At 72.0% G+C, this 16,296-nt stretch carries 16 protein-coding genes; 13 read left to right on the top strand and 3 right to left on the bottom strand.

Going from position 1 to position 16,296, the window contains the following annotated elements; genetic code table 11:
* Positions 1–49: 49 nt before the first annotated feature.
* The 9 genes from ispG to SMIR_RS08960 all read left to right on the top strand — a co-directional run bounded on the left by ispG (position 50) and on the right by SMIR_RS08960 (position 8,693).
* Positions 50–1,207 (top strand): flavodoxin-dependent (E)-4-hydroxy-3-methylbut-2-enyl-diphosphate synthase, encoded by a 1,158-nt coding sequence (gene ispG, locus SMIR_RS09000; RefSeq protein WP_095852303.1) that lies wholly within the window; start codon positions 50–52, stop codon positions 1,205–1,207.
* A gap of 515 nt (positions 1,208–1,722) precedes the next feature.
* Positions 1,723–2,571: a GNAT family N-acetyltransferase gene (locus tag SMIR_RS08995; protein ID WP_075031337.1), complete on the top strand. Its 849-nt coding sequence runs from the start codon at positions 1,723–1,725 to the stop codon at positions 2,569–2,571.
* 134 nt (positions 2,572–2,705) lie between these two features.
* Positions 2,706–3,275 (top strand): GNAT family N-acetyltransferase, encoded by a 570-nt coding sequence (locus SMIR_RS08990; RefSeq protein WP_101400976.1) that lies wholly within the window; start codon positions 2,706–2,708, stop codon positions 3,273–3,275.
* 105 nt (positions 3,276–3,380) lie between these two features.
* A complete protein-coding gene (locus tag SMIR_RS08985; protein ID WP_168496186.1) occupies positions 3,381–5,078 on the top strand; it encodes a proline--tRNA ligase in 1,698 nt (565 codons plus the stop codon).
* A gap of 152 nt (positions 5,079–5,230) precedes the next feature.
* A complete protein-coding gene (locus SMIR_RS08980) occupies positions 5,231–5,593 on the top strand; it encodes a hypothetical protein (protein WP_212726856.1) in 363 nt (120 codons plus the stop codon).
* On the top strand, positions 5,593–6,570 hold the full coding sequence (locus SMIR_RS08975) for an FAD:protein FMN transferase (RefSeq protein ID WP_212726855.1): 978 nt from the start codon (positions 5,593–5,595) through the stop codon (positions 6,568–6,570). The genes SMIR_RS08980 and SMIR_RS08975 overlap by 1 nt, the downstream gene beginning before the upstream one ends.
* Entirely contained in the window at positions 6,567–7,166 is a 600-nt protein-coding gene (locus SMIR_RS08970) for a ferric reductase-like transmembrane domain-containing protein (protein ID WP_212726854.1), read from the top strand. Before SMIR_RS08975 ends, SMIR_RS08970 begins: the two co-directional genes overlap by 4 nt.
* A complete protein-coding gene (locus SMIR_RS08965; RefSeq protein ID WP_249938402.1) occupies positions 7,163–8,440 on the top strand; it encodes an NADH-ubiquinone oxidoreductase-F iron-sulfur binding region domain-containing protein in 1,278 nt (425 codons plus the stop codon). The genes SMIR_RS08970 and SMIR_RS08965 overlap by 4 nt, the downstream gene beginning before the upstream one ends.
* A gap of 1 nt (position 8,441) precedes the next feature.
* Entirely contained in the window at positions 8,442–8,693 is a 252-nt protein-coding gene (locus tag SMIR_RS08960) for a ferredoxin (RefSeq protein WP_168496192.1), read from the top strand.
* Positions 8,694–8,703: 10 nt separating this feature from the next.
* On the opposite strand, the gene SMIR_RS08955 is transcribed toward SMIR_RS08960, so the two are convergent.
* From SMIR_RS08955 to SMIR_RS08945, 3 genes are all read right to left on the bottom strand, one after another.
* Complete coding sequence (locus SMIR_RS08955) at positions 8,704–9,645, bottom strand: aminoglycoside phosphotransferase family protein (protein WP_168501330.1); 942 nt, start codon at positions 9,643–9,645, stop codon at positions 8,704–8,706.
* Between the two features lie 81 nt (positions 9,646–9,726).
* On the bottom strand, positions 9,727–10,227 hold the full coding sequence (locus tag SMIR_RS08950) for a ferritin-like domain-containing protein (protein ID WP_168496194.1): 501 nt from the start codon (positions 10,225–10,227) through the stop codon (positions 9,727–9,729).
* A complete protein-coding gene (locus SMIR_RS08945) occupies positions 10,224–10,766 on the bottom strand; it encodes a hypothetical protein (RefSeq protein ID WP_168496196.1) in 543 nt (180 codons plus the stop codon). Before SMIR_RS08945 ends, SMIR_RS08950 begins: the two co-directional genes overlap by 4 nt.
* 217 nt (positions 10,767–10,983) lie before the next feature.
* Here SMIR_RS08945 and rimP point away from each other — a divergent pair, with 217 nt between their 5' ends.
* From rimP to infB, 4 genes are all read left to right on the top strand, one after another.
* Positions 10,984–11,490 (top strand): ribosome maturation factor RimP, encoded by a 507-nt coding sequence (gene rimP / locus SMIR_RS08940; protein WP_168496198.1) that lies wholly within the window; start codon positions 10,984–10,986, stop codon positions 11,488–11,490.
* A 2-nt stretch (positions 11,491–11,492) separates the two neighbouring features.
* The gene (gene nusA / locus SMIR_RS08935; protein WP_168496200.1) at positions 11,493–12,515 is read left to right on the top strand and encodes a transcription termination factor NusA; all 1,023 of its coding nucleotides are present in this window, start codon (positions 11,493–11,495) and stop codon (positions 12,513–12,515) included.
* Positions 12,516–12,605: 90 nt separating this feature from the next.
* Positions 12,606–12,884: a YlxR family protein gene (locus tag SMIR_RS08930; protein WP_101400982.1), complete on the top strand. Its 279-nt coding sequence runs from the start codon at positions 12,606–12,608 to the stop codon at positions 12,882–12,884.
* Between the two features lie 147 nt (positions 12,885–13,031).
* Positions 13,032–16,187 (top strand): translation initiation factor IF-2, encoded by a 3,156-nt coding sequence (gene infB, locus SMIR_RS08925; RefSeq protein WP_212726853.1) that lies wholly within the window; start codon positions 13,032–13,034, stop codon positions 16,185–16,187.
* Positions 16,188–16,296: the final 109 nt, after the last annotated feature.

Raw genomic sequence — 16,296 nt, 5'->3', positions numbered from 1 at the left:
GAGCCCACGATTCCGGGACCTTGATCCACAACTTGGGGTTGCACAGCAGATGACTGCGATTTCTCTCGGCATGCCGTCCGTTCCGACCAAGCTCGCCGAGCGTCGGAAGAGCCGGCAGATCCAGGTCGGAACCGTGGCCGTGGGTGGAGACGCACCCGTCTCGGTGCAGTCGATGACGACCACGCGTACGTCGGACATCGGCGCCACGCTGCAGCAGATCGCCGAGCTGACGGCCTCCGGCTGCCAGATCGTACGGGTGGCGTGCCCGACCCAGGACGACGCCGACGCCCTCGCCACGATCGCCCGCAAGTCGCAGATCCCGGTCATCGCGGACATCCACTTCCAGCCGAAGTACGTCTTCGCGGCGATCAACGCGGGCTGCGCGGCCGTCCGTGTGAACCCCGGCAACATCAAGCAGTTCGACGACCAGGTCAAGGAGATCGCGCGGGCCGCGAAGGACACCGGCACCCCGATCCGGATCGGCGTCAACGCGGGCTCGCTCGACAAGCGGCTCCTCCAGAAGTACGGCAAGGCGACCCCCGAGGCGCTCGTCGAGTCCGCCCTCTGGGAGGCGTCCCTCTTCGAGGAGCACGACTTCCGGGACATCAAGATCTCGGTCAAGCACAACGACCCGGTGGTCATGGTCAACGCGTACCGCCAGCTGGCGGCGGCGTGCGACTACCCCCTGCACCTCGGTGTGACGGAGGCGGGTCCCGCCTTCCAGGGCACGATCAAGTCGGCGGTGGCGTTCGGAGCGCTGCTCTCCGAGGGCATCGGCGACACGATCCGGGTGTCCCTTTCGGCGCCGCCCGCCGAGGAGGTCAAGGTCGGTCTCCAGATCCTGGAGTCGCTGAACCTCAAGCAGCGGGGCCTGGAGATCGTGTCCTGCCCGTCCTGCGGGCGTGCCCAGGTCGACGTGTACAAGTTGGCGGAAGAGGTCACCGCCGGTCTGACGGGCATGGAGGTCCCCCTCCGCGTCGCCGTCATGGGCTGCGTCGTGAACGGTCCGGGCGAGGCCCGCGAGGCCGACCTCGGCGTCGCCTCCGGCAACGGCAAGGGGCAGATCTTCGTCAAGGGCGAGGTCATCAAGACGGTCCCCGAGTCGAAGATCGTCGAGACGCTCATCGAGGAAGCGATGAAGCTTGCCGAGCAGATGGAGGCCGACGGGATCGCCTCCGGCGAGCCCTCGGTGTCGGTAGCGGGCTGACCCACGGGCGGCACCGTTCGAGCAGGGGCCCATCATCCCCAGGGGCTCTGCCCCTTCAACCCCGCCAGGGGCGCTGCGCCCCCTGGCCCCCGCATCGGCCTGAAACGGCCTCGTCCTCAAACGCCGGACGGGCTGAATGGTGCGGGCCGGGGTGGGTGGCGGGCGGGCCTCGCTCTCGAACGCCGGGCGACCCGGGGCTTTTAGGGGCGCGGGGAACCGCGCGCCCGGCCCCCGCCGGCCGTCAGCCGAAGAACTTCGGGCGGCCGGGGGATGTGGGGCGCAGCCCCGCCCCAGGGGTGCGAGGAACGGCGCGACCGGCCCCCACGCACCGCAGACAAACGACCCCGGACGAACGGGGATCCGGGACGGAGCCCCGGTCCAGGGGGCGCGGGGAACTGCGCGCACCGCGCCCACCGGTCCGCGGCCGAAGCCCCGGCCGGTACAAGGGGCGGCGAGGCACAACCTCGCCAGGTACAGTGCGGAGATCAGCAGACCGTATGGTGAGGCCCCCGCACGTGTTGACCCAGACCACCACCAGGGTCCTCGAACCGAGTGACCTGGACGCCGCGCTCGCCGTCCTCGACCGCGACCCGGTCGCGAACGCGTTCGTCGCGTCGCGGGTACAGGTCGCGGGCCTCGACCCCTGGCGGCTCGGCGGCGAGATGTGGGGCTGGTACGAGGACGGCATGCTGCGGTCCCTCTGCTACGCGGGCGCCAACCTGGTCCCGATCTGCGCCACCCCCCGCGCCGTCCGCGGCTTCGCCGACCGGGCGAGAAGGGCCGGCCGCCGCTGTTCCTCGATCGTCGGCCCCGTCGAGGCCACCGCCCAGCTGTGGCGGCTGCTCGAACCCAGCTGGGGCCCGGCCCGCGAGGTCCGCGCCCACCAGCCCCTGATGGTCACCGACCGGCTCCCCGCCGACATCGCCCCGGATCCGTACGTCCGCCGCATCCGCAAGGACGAGATGGAAACGATCATGCCGGCGTGCGTGGCGATGTTCACCGAGGAGGTGGGCGTCTCACCGCTCGCCGGTGACGGCGGCCTGCTCTACCAGGCGCGGGTGGCCGAACTCGTCGGCACCGGCCGTTCGTTCGCCCGTCTCGACCAGAACGGCAAGGTCGTCTTCAAGGCCGAGATCGGCGCCGCCACCCGGCAGGCCTGCCAGGTCCAGGGTGTGTGGGTCGCCCCCGAGTACCGGGGGCAGGGGCTGGCGGCCCCGGGCATGGCGGCGGTCATGCGCTACGCCCTCGCCGACGTCGCCCCGCTCGTCAGCCTCTACGTCAACGACTTCAACACCCCGGCCCGGGCGACGTACCACCGTGTCGGCTTCCAGGAGATCGGCGCGTTCATGAGCGTGCTGTTCTAGCGCTCGCAGGGCCGCGGGGAACTCCTTGACCGGCGCCAGACCGGTTCTCGACCGGCCCCCGGCCGGGCCGCATCGGACACAACCTCCCGTAGTCCCGGCGCAATCCGGCGAAGCGCCCCGGTAGTCTCCCCGGCATGCTGCGCTTTCCCGGTCAGGGCCCCCGCAACCCCGACGACGTGGTCGTCGGCCCGCTGGATCTCGCGGCGCGCGTCGACGAGGCGCTCGCCGTGCAGGCCCTCGCCTTCGGGCTCGGCGCCGACGAGATCGCCGTACGCCGCCAGATCGTGCTGCGTCACCTCACCTACCCCGGAGCCCGCGCACTCGGCGCGACGACGGTCGACGGACGGCTCGTCGGCTTCGTCTACGGCATGCCCAACGACCGCACCCACTGGTGGTCCACCGTCGTGGAACCGTATCTGCGCGCCCAGGGACGCGACGCCTGGCTCGACCACTCCTTCGTGATCACCGAGCTGCACGTCCACCCGCACTACCAGAACCACGGCCTGGGCCGGTCCCTGATCACCGGCATCACGGACAGCGCCACCGAACCCCGCTCGATCCTCTCCGCCATCGACACCGACAGCCCGGCCCGCGGCCTGTACCGCTCCCTCGGGTACGAGGACCTCGCGCGGCAGGTTCTCTTCCCCAGCGCACCCAAGCCGTACGCCGTCATGGGCGCCCCGCTGCCCCTGCGCAGGCGCTGAGCGCCTGGGCCTGCCCTCCGGCCGGGGGACCAACCGATTTCCACCGGGATGGGCCGCCCGGCTAACCTCCTAGCCATCACCCTTACGCAGCAGGAGTCGAGAACCATGGCCCAGGTCCAGCGCATGTCCCGTTTGATGGTCAAGACACTGCGTGACGACCCGGCGGACGCCGAGACGCTCAGCCACAAGCTGCTCGTCCGCGCCGGCTACGTACGCCGCAACTCCGCCGGCATCTGGACCTGGCTGCCGCTCGGCAAGAAGGTCCTCGACAACATCTCCCGGGTGGTGCGCGAGGAGATGGACGCCATCGGGGCGCAGGAGGTCCTCCTGCCGGCCCTGCTCCCGAAGGAGCCCTACGAGGCCTCCGCCCGCTGGGAGGAGTACGGCGACCTCCTCTTCCGCCTGAAGGACCGCAAGGGCGGTGAGTACCTGCTCGGCCCGACCCACGAGGAGATCTTCACGCTCGTCGTGAAGGACCAGGTCGCGTCCTACAAGGACCTGCCGGTCATGCTGTACCAGATCCAGACGAAGTACCGCGACGAGGCCCGCCCGCGCTCCGGCGTGCTGCGCGGCCGCGAGTTCCAGATGAAGGACTCGTACTCCTTCGACACGACGGACGAGGGCCTCGCGGAGTCGTACGCGCTGCACCGCGCCGCCTACCAGAAGATCTTCGCCCGCCTGGGCCTGGACTACCGCATCGTGTCGGCCGTCTCGGGCGCCATGGGCGGCTCGGCGTCGGAGGAGTTCCTCGCGCCCGCCGCGGCCGGTGAGGACACGTTCGTGGACTGCCCGTCCTGCGACTACGCGGCCAACACGGAGGCCGTCACCTTCGCCCTGAAGCCGGTGGACGGTTCCGGCGTCGGCCCGGTCGAGGAGCTGGACACCCCCGACACCCCCACCATCGAGACGCTCGCCGAGCACCTCGGCGTCCCGGCTTCCGCCACCCTCAAGAACCTCCTGGTCAAGGTCGACGGCGAGATCGTGGCCGTAGGCGTCCCCGGCAACCGCGAGGTCGACCTCGGCAAGCTGGGCGAGCACCTCGCCCCTGCCGTCGTCGAACTCGTCACCGCCGAGGACTTCGAGGGCCGCGGTGACCTCGTCCGCGGTTACGTCGGCCCGCAGGGCCTGGAGAAGGTCCGCTACATCGCCGACCCGCGGGTGGCCCCCGGCACGGCCTGGATCACCGGCGCCAACAAGGTCAACACGCACGCGAAGAACGTCGTGGCCGGCCGCGACTTCGAGGTCGACGACTACCTGGACGTCGTCGTGGTGGAAGAGGGCGACCCGTGCCCCAAGTGCGGCACCGGCCTCAAGCTGGACCGCGCCATCGAGATCGGCCACATCTTCCAGCTCGGCCGCAAGTACGCCGACACCTTCCAGCTCGACGTCCTCGGCCAGCAGGGCAAGCCGGTCCGCGTGACCATGGGCTCGTACGGCATCGGCGTCTCCCGCGCGGTCGCGGCGCTCGCCGAGCAGTCGGCCGACGGGCAGGGGCTGTGCTGGCCCAAGGAGATCGCTCCCGCCGACGTCCACGTCGTCGCCGCCGGCAAGGCTCTGCAGACCGAGCTCGCCCTCGACGTGTCCGAGAAGCTCGGCGCGGCGGGCGTACGCGTCCTCGTGGACGACCGCGCCGGGGTCTCCCCGGGCGTGAAGTTCACGGACGCCGAGCTCATCGGCGTACCGAAGATCCTGGTGGCCGGGCGCCGCTCGGCCGAGGGCGTCCTCGAGCTGAAGGACCGCCGCACCGGCGAGCGCGAGGAGCTGACCGTGGACGAGGCGATCGCTCGCCTGGCGGCCGAGTAACAGAACCGGCCGAGTAGCCGAACTGCTTGAAGTCTGTAATTAAAGACGTCTCTCAGAGACTTCTTCCGAGGCGTACGGGTGCCTCACAGACTTCTCTCAGGCTGTTCCCCGACCGTAGGACGTGACAGAGCGTCATTCGGAGGGGAGCAGCCATGACAGGCAGCGAGCGGGGGGCCGCCGCGGCGGTCCGCAGAGGAGCGCGGCGCACGGCGGCCGCCGCGGCGGCGGTCACGCTGGCGGCGGCAGCCGGGGTCTTCGCCCTGGTCGGCACGATGCAGGCGGACGCGGACGCGGACACGGCTGCGAGCGGCACGACGAGTACGACGAGTACGACGAGTACGACGAGTGCGACGAGTACGGAGTCGTCCGGTTCGGGGTCGTCCGGTTCGGGGTCGTCGACCACGGGCAGCGACAGCGATTCGAGCGGCAGTGCGGACTCGACCCTTCAGGCCCCCTCGGACAACCCCACCTCCTCCAGCGGCGGCTCCGCCGACTCCACCTCGGGGGCGTCGTGATGGCCACGCTCACCCGCCGCACCACGGCCGCCGCCGACTGGCGCGCCCTCGGCACCAGCGTCCGCCTGGTCACCACCGACCCGGCCCTGCTGGACTCCTGCAACCTGCTGCTCGCCCGGCACCTCGCCGAGGTCGACGCCGCGTGCAGCCGGTTCCGTCAGGACTCGGAACTGGTGGCCCTCGACCACGCACAGGGCCGCCCGGTCAGGGTCAGCCCGCTGCTCGGCGAGGCGCTGGCCGTCGCCCTGCGCGCCGCCGCCGCGACCGACGGGGCCGTCGATCCCACGGTCGGCTCGGCCATCGGCGCTCTCGGCTACGACCGCGACTTCCGGCTGGTCCAGGAGGACGACCGCCCGGTCCGGCTCACCGTCCGCCCGGTCCCGGGCTGGCGCGCGGTGACCCTGGACCGCGCGACCGACACGGTCACCGTCCCGGCCGGGGTCCACCTCGACCTGGGCGCCACGGCCAAGGCCTGGGCCGCCGACAAGGCCGCCGCCCTGCTCGCCGAGGCGGCGGGCTGCGGAGTCCTGGTGAGCCTGGGCGGCGACACGGCCGTGGCCGGCGAACCCCCGGCAGGCGGCTGGCGCATCCGCGTCCAGGACGCCACGGGCGCGGTCGAGGAGACACCCGCGCCGGGGACGTACGCCACGGTCGCCATCCGGAGCGGCGGCCTCGCGACCTCCGGCACCACCACCCGCCGCTGGCGCCGGGGCGCCCACGACCTCCACCACATCGTCGACCCGTACACCGGCCTGCCCGCCGAGACCCCCTGGCGCACGGTCTCCGTGGCCGCCGCGACCTGCGCCGACGCCAACGCGGCCGGCACGGCGGCCCTGGTCAAGGGCGCGGGCGCGGAACGGTGGCTGGCAAGGCTCGGCCTGCCCGCACGTCTGGTGGCCAAGGACGGCACGGTGGTGACGACTCCGGGCTGGCCGACTTCCGACCAGACCCGGCCCGGACCCGAGGCCGCCGCATGAGCGACTCCTCCCTCCTCTGGTACGCCAACAGAGCCACCGGAGCGGTCAGCCTGGTCCTGTTCACCGTCGTCGTACTCCTGGGCATCGCCGTACGTCTGCGCGGCAGACTCCCCGGCCTCCCGAGATTCGGGACGGTCCAGCTGCACCGCGCCCTCTCCCTCTCCGCAACCGTCTTCCTGGCCCTGCACATCACGGCCGCGGTCGTCGACAGCTATGTGAGCATCAGCCTCCTCGATGTCCTCGTCCCGTTCGCCTCCACCTACCAACCCCTCTGGCTGGGCCTCGGCACAGTGGCCCTCGATCTGATGGTGGCGGTACTGATCACCAGCCTGCTCCGCGCCCGCGTCGGGCACCGCGCCTGGCGCGCCGTCCACTGGCTGGCCTATGCCTCCTGGCCGATCGCGCTCATCCACGGCATCGGCATCGGCACGGACACCGGCGCCGGCTGGATGCTGTGGCTGACGATCTCCTGTGTGGCCGCGGTCCTCACGGCCTTCGGCATCCGCGTCGCCCACGCGGCCCGAGCCTCCGGGCGAACCCCCTCCACCCTGCTCCGTACGGCCGAAGCCCGTACGCCCGAAGGAGCCCGCCCATGACCACGACCATGACCACGACCACGACCGCGACCACGACCGCGACCGCGACGACGACCATGGCCACCACCTTTACGGACATCTACATGCCACCTCGCCTGCTCGCCCCCGGTAGCGCCCCGGCCGGCTTCACCACCCACGAGCAGCGCTACGGCCCGGTCGTGCACGGAGACCCGGCCCAACTGCTGCGCACGGTCGCCGAGTCCGGGCTCACCGGCCGCGGCGGCGCCGCATTCCCCACGTACCGCAAGCTGGTCTCGGTCGCCGAGGCGGGCCGCCGCACCGGTCGCACCCCGGTCGTCGTCGCCAACGGCGCGGAGGGCGAGCCCGCGAGCGCGAAGGACAGGACACTGCTGTGGCTGTCGCCCCATCTCGTCCTGGACGGGCTGCAGTTGGCGGCCGAGGCGGTCGGCGCGGGGGAGGCGTACCTCGCGGTCGAGGACCACGCCACGCCCCTCGAAGCGGCGCTCGCCGAGCGACGGGACCCGCTGCGGGTACGCACGGTACGCGTCCCGAAGCGCTTCCTGTCCGGCCAGTCCTCGGCCCTCACCCAGTACGTCTCCGGACACGCGGCCCTCCCGCGCCACCAGCGGCCCCCGGTGCGTGAACAGGGCGTGCACCGCGCGCCGACGCTCGTCCAGAACGTCGAGACGCTCGCCCACCTCGCCCTGATCGCCCGCTACGGCGCCGACTGGTTCCGCTCGGTGGGCACCCCGGCCGAGCCGGGCAGCGCCCTGTGCACGGTGCATGTGCCCGGCCGCGAGGTACGGGTCGTCGAAGCCCCCTTCGGGATGCCGCTGCACCGTCTCCTCCCGCTGGACGGCATCGGCGCGGTCCTGGTCGGCGGCTACCACGGCACCTGGCTCCCGGCCGCCGAGGCCGCGACCCGCACGCTGACCGTCGCCGACCTCGGCGCGGGCGTGCTCGCCGCGCTGCCCACAGGCCGCTGCGGTCTCGCCGAGACCGCCCGTGTGCTGCGCCACCTGGCCCTCGAGTCGGCGGGCCAGTGCGGACCTTGCCTCAACGGTCTGCCCCGTATCGCCGCCGCCTTCCAGACCCTGGCCGCACCCGGTCCGCAGGGCGGCACCCGCGACGACATCGCCCGCCTGGCCGGACTCGTCGAGGGCCGCGGCGCCTGCCACCACCCCGACGGCACGGTCCGCCTGGTGCGCAGCGCGCTCACGACCTTCGCCGCCGAACTCGACGCGCACGCCGCGGGCCACTGCACGGCGACCGACCACACCCCGCTGCTGCCCGTCCCCGCGAACAGGAACTGACATGGCCCGCCACGCCCACCGCACCGACCGTGCGGACCGCACGCACCGCCTGGATGTCGACTGGACCGCCTGCCAGGGCCACGGCCTGTGCGCGGAACTCCTCCCCGAACACATCACGCTCGACGAGTGGGGCTACCCGCTCCTGGGCGAGGCCCCCCTTCCATCCACCACCCTGAAACGCGCCCGCAGAGCCGCCGCCGACTGCCCGGTACTGGCCCTCGAACTCGCCACCACACAGGGAAGTCAGGGCTAGACAGGGGCGGTCAGAGCCAGCCCGCGAACTCCAGCAGCAGCTCCGCGTCCTGCGGACGCCCGACCCGCCCCGCCCGTACGCCGGACTCGACCGCCCGGAACAACGTCCAGCCCCGCAGCCGCTCCTGGTCCACCTCCAGGGACTCGGCGAGCCGCTTGACCCGTCGCCGTGTGATCGACGATCCGGAAGGGGACGCGATCAGGTCCTCCACCCGGTCCCGGACCAGCCGGGCCAGGTCGAAGGCGCACTCGCCGACCACCGGGTCCGGGCCCACGGCCAGCCAGGGCATGCGCTCACCGGCGAGCACCTTGCTCTGCCGGAAGGTGCCGTGCAGCAACCGCTCCTCGGGCAGGCCGGCGAGGAGCTCCTCGCGAGCCGCGAGCGCCGCGTCGACCAGGGGCGCGACCTCGGTGTCGGCGCTCGCCGCCGCCCGCATCGCCTCGGCCTGCCGCCCGGTCCGCTCGGCGACGGTCTCGAAGACATGGGTGGCGGGCGGTTCGACCCACAGCCGCCGCAGCGTCCCGGCCGCCTCCAGCAGAGCCTTCGCCTCCGGCAGCGAACGCACGGACAGATCGGGACGCAGGCGCTCCAACAGCAGTACGCCGTGGGTGTCGCCCTGCGCGTCGGCGGGGTTGAGGAGCTGTACGGCGCCGCGTCCGTCCCAGTGGGCGAGCGCGGCCCGCTCGCTCTCCGGACGGGCCCGCGGCGGCGCCAGCTTCAGCACGGCGGGCGTCCCGTCGGCCCGCCGGACGAGCAGGACAAGGCTGCTGCGGCCGCCGGGTGCCTGCACCCGCTCCACGGTCAACTCGCGTAGATCGACCGCCTGTTGCGCCAGCACGGGCAGCTTGTCCAGCCACTCGCCCGTCCCGTCGGACCCGCCGGAGCCGTTGGACCCGCTCCGCTGCGTCTCGCCGAGTGCCCGTACCAGGCGCCGCGGCGGTTCGAAGGCCATGCGCGAGTCCATTGCGCGAGGTGTTCCTTTCCAGCTGGTCCAAGTCGTCCAGGTCGTCTCGTCCGGGCCGTCAGGGGCGCGTCACGAGGGCGACGGCGTTGCCGCGGCAGGGGTGGCCGAGGGGGCCGCCCGCTCGGCGAGACCAGGGAAGGCTACGCTCTCCCCGCGCCAGCGCACCGCCCGCACCGCCGCCTCCCGCAGCGCCTCGGCGGCCGTGCGCCGCCGATCGCCCGAGGAGGCGCGTACGAGATCGGAGTACGCCCCGGCGACGCGGTCCTCCAAGTCGGCCGCGAGCTGCACGGCCGCGGCGGAGTCCTTCACGGCGAACGGCAGCGCGTACGCCGCCGCGGAGACCTCCGGCCTGCCGCCCAGGTCCCGTACGGCGCGCGCGAGTTCGTCGCGCCGGGCCCGATGGGCGTCGTACGCCGAGCGGGCCTCGCCCCGGCGTCCCTTGTCGATCCTGCCGCCGACGACTCCGTACCCGTAGACGACGGCGTGCTCGGCGGCGAGCGCGGCCTGCAACGCGCCGAGTTCGGCTCGCTCGGCCTCCTTGGTGCTCTTTGTGTCCTCGGTCGTGCTCACTTGGCACCCTCCGTCAGCAGGAACGCGTGTGCGGCGCCGGCCGCGGCCACCGAGGCCAGCAGCCTGGCCAGCTCGCCCGGGACCGTCAGCAGGGCCTTCGTCCGCTGGTCGGCCAAGGTGCGCTCGGCGGTGGCGAGGTCGGCGAGGGCGTCCTTCTCCTGGGCGGGCACGGCGGGGGAGGGGCTGGGGTGCGCCGAGGCGGAAGCCGACGGCGAGCCGGTGGCGGAGGGCCGGCTGCCGGCGGTTCCGCTGCTCCCGAACGCCTTCGCGTGCCGTACGACCTCCGCCCGCAGCGGCTTCAGCCGGGCCGCCAGTGGGGGATGGGCGGTGATCACGGCGGCGTAGCGTGCCGCGAGCGACTCGCTGTCGCGGGCCGCACGCGCGCGCGCACGGTCCGCGGCCGAGGGAGTCTCGACCGTGGTGTCGGTGGACGACTCGGGGGCGGAACAGCCCACGAGCACGAAGGTGCCCGCGGCGGAGGCGAACAGGCTCCTTCGGCGCGGCCCCGAGGGGGAGCGCGGCGGCAGGGTGAACGGCACGGCAGACGTCCTCGGAAGGCTCGTACGAAAGGGAGGGCGGCACGCCCGTGATCACGGTACCCGTGCCCCACCCGATCACCCCCCAGGGGCTCGCCACCGCGGCTCAGCCCCCCCGGGGGCGGGGGACGGTGGACGGCAACACCCTCTGCGACCGGATACCCTTTGACCAGACACACGACCAACCCACAACAGCACACGCGGCCGAGGAGTCACCCGGATGAGCACCACCCAGAGCGAGAGGCTGCGAGTACTGCTGGAACCGCTCGTCAGCTCTCAGGGCCTCGACCTCGAAGAGGTCGAAGTGGACTCGGTCGGACGTAAGCGTGTGCTGCGTGTTGTCGTCGATTCGGACGAAGGCGCCGATCTGGACGCGATCGCCGATGTGAGCCGCGCGCTCTCGGTGAAGCTCGACGAGACGGACGCGATGGGCGAGGGCGAGTACACCCTCGAGGTCGGAACCCCCGGTGCCGAGCGCGAGCTCAAGGAGCACCGTCACTACGTACGCGCCACGGACCGCCTGGTGAAGTTCCAGCTGGGGGACGGCGACGAGTTGGTCGCGAGAATCCTCGGCGTGGACGAAGAAGGAGTCGATGTCGAGGTGCCGGGCGTGAAGGGGCGCAAGCCCACCGCCAAGCGGCTCGCCTTCCAGGACATCGCCAAGGCCCGCGTCCAGGTCGAGTTCAACCGTAAGAACAAGAACGAAGAGAACGCAGAGGAGGCGTAGCCGTGGACATCGACATGAGTGCCCTGCGGGGCTTGGTACGGGAGAAGGAGATCTCCTTCGACCTGCTGGTCGGGGCGATCGAGTCGGCCCTCCTCATCGCCTACCACCGCACCGAGGGAAGCCGCCGCCACGCGCGCGTCAAGCTCGACCGGGAGACCGGCCATGTGACCGTGTGGGCGAAGGAGGACCCCGAGGACCTGGAGGAGGGGCAGGAGGTACGCGAGTTCGACGACACCCCGTCGGGGTTCGGCCGGATCGCCGCGACCACCGCCAAGCAGGTCATCCTGCAGCGCCTGCGGGACGCCGAGGACGACGCGACGCTCGGTGAGTACGCCGGGCGTGAGGGCGACATCGTCACGGGTGTCGTACAGCAGGGGCGCGACCCCAAGAACGTGCTCGTCGACATCGGCAAGCTGGAGGCCATCCTGCCGGTGCAGGAGCAGGTCCCGGGAGAGACGTATCAGCACGGGCTGCGGCTGCGCTCGTACGTCGTTCGGGTGGCGAAGGGCGTGCGCGGTCCGTCCGTCACCCTGTCGCGTACGCACCCCAATCTGGTGAAGAAGCTCTTCGCGCTGGAGGTCCCGGAGATCGCCGACGGTTCCGTCGAGATCTCCGCGATCGCACGCGAGGCCGGTCACCGTACGAAGATCGCCGTCCGGTCCACCCGTTCGGGTCTGAACGCCAAGGGCGCCTGCATCGGCCCCATGGGCGGCCGGGTGCGCAACGTGATGGCCGAGCTGAACGGCGAGAAGATCGACATCGTCGACTGGTCGGACGACCCGGCCGAGATGGTGGCGAACGCGCTCTCCCCGGCCCGCGTCTCGAAGGTCGAGGTCGTGGACCTCGCGGCCCGCTCCGCCCGCGTGACCGTCCCGGACTACCAGCTGTCGCTGGCGATCGGCAAGGAGGGCCAGAACGCCCGCCTCGCGGCCCGCCTCACCGGCTGGCGCATCGACATCCGTCCGGACACCGAGCAGCCGTCCGACGAGACAGCTCGGCGCGGCGCGGACCAGCACCGGGAATAGTTCTGAGCCGCAAGTGGCTTAGATCACGACAACAACCGTTCGATTCTTGCCCCAAAGGGGTGAGGTCGGTGCGGGGAGGTAGACTTAAGAGTGTCTGGCCGGACGCGAGCCCGCGCATGCCCTGAACGCACCTGTGTGGGGTGCCGGGAGCGAGCGGCCAAGACTGATCTGCTGCGGATCGTGGCGGTCGAGGGCGAATGTGTCCCCGATCATCGCGGTACGCTGCCCGGCCGGGGCGCATATGTGCACCCCGCCCTGGTCTGTTTCGACCTGGCGGTACGCCGCCGGGCGTTCCCGCGGGCGCTGCGTGCCCCGGGACCGCTCGACACAGCGGCGTTGCGCCTCTGCGTCGAGCAGGCAACACCGTAAGGAGCGTCGTACGGAACCCCCGTGCGGCCCTGGTACCCCGCGAGTTGGAAGTAGGTCGAGATTGCGATGAGCACTCGATGAGCACGCGATGAGTACGCCCATGAAGTAGCGACGGTCCGGACGCAACCCGGACCTAAAAGGAGCGAAGTGGCTAAGGTCCGGGTATACGAACTCGCCAAGGAGTTCGGGGTTGAGAGCAAGGTCGTCATGGCCAAGCTCCAAGAGCTCGGTGAATTCGTCCGTTCGGCGTCCTCGACGATCGAGGCGCCCGTTGTACGCAAACTGACTGACGCCCTCCAGCAGGGCAGCGGTGGCGGCAAGCCCGCCTCCGCCCGTAAGGCTGCCCCGGCGAAGCCGGGTGCCCCCTCTCCGGCGCAGGCTGCCCGTCCGGCCGCCCCGCGCCCGCCGGCCCCGAAGCCGGCCGTGGCCGAGCGCCCCGCTGCGCCGGTCACTCCGGCTGCGTCGGCTGCTCCGGTCACTCCGGCTGCACCGGGTCCGCGCCCGACCCCGGGTCCCAAGCCCGCACCGAAGCCCGCTCCGGCGGCTCCGGCTCCGGTCGCGGCCGAGTTCACCGCGCCCCCGTCGGCTCCCGCGGCTCCCGCCGCAGGTCCCCGTCCGGGCGCCCCGCGTCCCGGTGGCCAGGCCCCGCGTCCCGGCGGTGCCCGTCCGGCCGGTGGTCCCGGCCAGGGTGGTCAGGGTCGCGGCGACCGTCCCGAGCGCGGCGACCGTCAGGGCGCCCCGCGTCCCGGCGGCCAGGCCCCGCGTCCCGGTGCTCGTCCGGCCGGCCCGCGTCCGGGCAACAACCCGTTCACCTCTGGTGGCTCCACCGGCATGGCGCGCCCGCAGGCGCCCCGTCCGGGCGGTGCCCCGCGCCCCGGTGGCGACCGTCCCGGCGGCGCTCCGCGTCCGCAGGGCGCGGGTCAGGACCGTGGTCCCCGTCCCCAGGGCGGTCCCGGCGGCGCTCCGCGTCCGCAGGGCGGTCCGGGCGGTGCCCGTCCGACTCCGGGTGGCATGCCTCGTCCGCAGGGCGGCGCTCCGCGTCCCGGCGGTGGCCCCGCCGGTAACCGTCCCAACCCCGGCATGATGCCGCAGCGTCCCGCTGCGGGCAGTCCCCGTCCCGGTGGTGGCCCCGGTGGCCGCGGTCCCGGTGGCGGCGGCGGTCGTCCCGGTGGTCCCGGTGGCGGCGGCGGTCGTCCGGGCGGCGGCGGCTTCGCCGGTCGTCCCGGTGGCGGCGGTGGCGGCTTCGCGGGTCGTCCCGCTGGTCCCGGCGGTGGCGGCGGTGGCGGTTTCGCCGGTCGTCCCGGTGGTCCCGGCGGTGGCGGCGGTGGCCGTCCCGGCTTCGGCGGTCGTCCCGGTGGTCCGGGTGGCCGTGGTGGCACGCAGGGTGCGTTCGGCCGTCCCGGCGGTCCGGCGCGTCGTGGTCGCAAGTCGAAGCGGCAGAGGCGCCAGGAGTACGAGGCCATGCAGGCCCCGTCGGTCGGCGGCGTGATGCTGCCTCGCGGCAACGGACAGTCCGTCCGCCTGTCGCGCGGTGCGTCCCTCACCGACTTCGCGGAGAAGATCGGCGCCAACCCGGCGTCGCTCGTCGGCGTGATGATGAACCTCGGCGAGATGGTCACTGCCACGCAGTCCGTCTCCGACGAGACGCTGAAGCTCCTCGCGGACGAGATGAACTTCGTCCTCGAGATCGTCAGCCCCGAGGAGGAGGACCGCGAGCTGCTCGAGTCCTTCGACATCGAGTTCGGCGAGGACGAGGGTGGCGAGGAGTTCCTCGTCGCACGTCCGCCGGTCGTGACCGTCATGGGTCACGTCGACCACGGTAAGACCCGCCTCCTCGACACCATCCGCAAGACGAACGTCGTCGCGGGCGAGGCCGGCGGTATCACGCAGCACATCGGTGCGTACCAGGTCACGACCCAGGTCAACGAAGAAGAGCGCAAGATCACCTTCATCGACACCCCGGGTCACGAGGCGTTCACCGCCATGCGTGCCCGTGGTGCGAAGTCGACCGACATCGCGATCCTCGTGGTGGCGGCCAACGACGGTGTGATGCCCCAGACGATCGAGGCGCTGAACCACGCCAAGGCGGCCGACGTGCCGATCGTGGTCGCGGTCAACAAGATCGACGTCGAGGGTGCCGACCCGACCAAGGTGCGCGGTCAGCTCACCGAGTTCGGTCTGGTGGCCGAGGAGTACGGCGGCGACACGATGTTCGTCGACATCTCCGCCAAGCAGGGCCTCAACATCGAGGAGCTGCTGGAGGCCGTGGTCCTGACCGCGGACGCCTCGCTCGACCTGCGGGCCAACCCGGAGCAGGACGCGCAGGGCATCGCGATCGAGTCCCACCTCGACCGTGGCCGCGGCGCCGTCGCGACCGTCCTGGTCCAGCGAGGCACCCTGCGGGTCGGCGACACCATGGTGGTCGGCGACGCGTACGGCCGTGTCCGCGCGATGCTCGACGACAAGGGCGAGAACGTGGAAGAGGCGGGTCCCTCGACCCCGGTCCTCGTCCTCGGTCTCACCAACGTCCCGGGCGCCGGCGACAACTTCCTGGTTGTCGACGAGGACCGCACGGCGCGTCAGATCGCCGAGAAGCGCGCGGCGCGTGAGCGCAACGCCAACTTCGCCCGCCGGGGTGTCCGGTTCTCCCTGGAGAACCTGGACGAGGCCCTCAAGGCCGGTCTGGTGCAGGAACTCAACCTCATCATCAAGGGCGACGCGTCCGGTTCGGTGGAGGCTCTCGAGTCCTCGCTGCTCCAGCTCGACGTCGGCGACGAGGTCGACATCCGTGTCCTGCACCGCGGTGTGGGTGCGGTCACCGAGTCGGACATCAACCTGGCGACCGGCTCCGACGCGATCGTCATCGGCTTCAACGTCCGCGCTGCGGGCCGCGCGGCGCAGATGGCGGAGCGCGAGGGCGTCGACGTCCGGTACTACTCGGTGATCTACCAGGCCATCGAGGAGATCGAGGCGGCCCTCAAGGGCATGCTCAAGCCGGAGTACGAGGAGGTCGAGCTCGGCACGGCGGAGATCCGCGAGGTCTTCAAGTCGTCCAAGCTGGGCAACATCGCCGGTGTCCTGGTCCGCTCGGGCGAGGTCAAGCGCAACACCAAGGCGCGCCTCGTCCGCGACGGCAAGGTCATCGCGGAGAACCTCAACATCTCCGGTCTGCGTCGCTTCAAGGACGACGTCACCGAGATCCGCGAAGGCTTCGAGGGTGGTATCAACCTCGGAAACTTCAACGACATCAAGGTCGACGACGTCATCGCGACGTACGAGATGCGCGAGAAGCCGCGGTCGTAACGCAGTGGCTTGAGCTGGCCGACGGTGAGAAGTCACCGTCGGCCAGCTTGCCGTTTAAAAGATCGCGCAGTTCCCCGCGCCCCTTTCAGGGACGCGGGGAACTGCGCGA

This window comes from Streptomyces mirabilis (genome assembly GCF_018310535.1).
Taxonomy (GTDB): domain Bacteria; phylum Actinomycetota; class Actinomycetes; order Streptomycetales; family Streptomycetaceae; genus Streptomyces.
Note: the sequence above shows the minus strand (reverse complement) of the source record. Positions and strands in the feature narration are given on the sequence as shown.